Here is a 1,166-nt window from a genome sequence, read left to right as displayed (position 1 = left end):
ATTCATATCTTTTTGATAAAAAATCAAAGATTTTTTCCCGATAATTTCATAAATTTTTTGGTTTTGCATAAGGAATGCTTTCTTTGATTTCCTTAATTATCAAATTTTCAATTTTTTTTAGTTTATCTTTTGATTTGAACATTTTTTGAAAAACCGCAGGAAAGGAAATTGAAAATTCACATTTTTCTTTGTCATCAAAATTTTCGAAAGCTACGATTACTGCTCTAAAACCTTTAGTCTCATATGGAGTGTCCGAGAAATAGGGTTCTCATTTATAATCATCGCTTAGATTTTCTTTTTTTCGACAATAATCTTCATCAGTTCATCTACGGGACAAACACCTAATTTCATCATAAAAATCAAAGTCTTTTAATTTTTTCAAAAAAAAGACTGTTTTTGGGATATCTTCTAGTCTTAAATTATAAACATAATCATCATGTTTGTAATCTAAGCCAATAATAGTTTCAATTGGATTGCGCACAACCGCGCAAGAATCCATAACATAGACTCATAAAAAGTGTGGAATTCTTCGATATTTTTCATCACGATCACAGGAAAAATCTCTATCGGAAAATATGCGGGTAACTAAGCAACGATTTTTAATATTAATTTCTAAATATTTTAGTTTTTTTAATTGATTATTTGATTTAGACTTCAAATCTAATTGGTTTTCCATATAAAAAATGTACCTTTTCTACATTCAACATTTTGTTCCTTTTTAGATGTTCATCTTGAAGTCTTACTCTTCTTACATGATAGCTTCGAAAAAAAACTTTTGTGTATGCTTTTGGATTAGATTGTTCCTCAGGAATTTCAAAAGCGTTTTTAGGGTCGGTTCAATCAATAGAATCATGAGCAAGTCCGCTTCCGGTAACAAAAGGACCTTTAGTAAAACTAGGATCTTTATTTAAATTATTATTTGATGATGCTAGCCATCAGTTTCCTACAATCAAATTCGCTGTATCTCTTGTTTTTTCAGCCAGATTTTTCATAACTCATCAATTATGTGAATAAAAATCAATAGGTGATTTTAATTTTTCCTCCATATTTTTACGGTCTCATTCATTTTTATTGATTTCAGCTTTTACTGAACTAGGCAGGAAAGTATCAATAACAATTTGAGTTAATTTTGACTGCATTGTTAAATTTGAAACGGCTCAAAGTCA

General features: G+C 28.8%; 2 pseudogenes. Both read right to left on the bottom strand.

From position 1 onward, the window contains the following. Window positions 1-676 (bottom strand): annotated as a pseudogene (locus tag MOSC01_RS0103355) (hypothetical protein); the annotation flags it as partial. Beyond that, window positions 648-1,166, bottom strand: a pseudogene (locus tag MOSC01_RS0103350) (hypothetical protein); the annotation flags it as partial. The pseudogenes MOSC01_RS0103355 and MOSC01_RS0103350, both read right to left, overlap by 29 nt.

Source organism: Mesomycoplasma ovipneumoniae SC01, from assembly GCF_000218525.1.
GTDB classification, from domain to species: domain Bacteria; phylum Bacillota_I; class Bacilli_A; order Mycoplasmatales; family Metamycoplasmataceae; genus Mesomycoplasma; species Mesomycoplasma ovipneumoniae_A.
Note: the sequence above shows the minus strand (reverse complement) of the source record. Positions and strands in the feature narration are given on the sequence as shown.